The sequence below is a fragment of the Pantoea sp. SIMBA_079 genome (assembly GCF_046940275.1).
Lineage (GTDB): Bacteria > Pseudomonadota > Gammaproteobacteria > Enterobacterales > Enterobacteriaceae > Pantoea > Pantoea borealis.
In genome coordinates, this window is the sequence record NZ_JAWRYR010000859.1 from 1 (window position 1) to 240 (window position 240).

At 72.5% G+C, this 240-nt stretch carries 1 pseudogene; it reads right to left on the bottom strand.

Going from position 1 to position 240, the window contains the following annotated elements:
* Positions 1–240 (bottom strand): annotated as a pseudogene (locus tag SB719_RS22370) (NAD-dependent dehydratase); the annotation flags it as partial.

A 240-nucleotide genomic window follows, 5' to 3' on the forward strand; every position in this document is an offset into this window, starting at 1 on the left:
CGGTAGCGGCGCGGCAGCACCGGCGCCAGTGCCCCCAGCACCGCGCCGGCGATGCGCTCGCCGGGACGCACCGTGGCCCGCTCGCCGCCTATCAGGCCCGGTCGTACCAGCAACAGCGCGTCGAAGCCGACCGCGTCCAGCGCCGCCTCGAGTTCGCCTTTCACACGGTTGTAAAAAAACCGCGACCGCGCGTCCGCGCCCATCGCCGAGTTCAACGCGTAATGCCGCGCACCGTGCGCG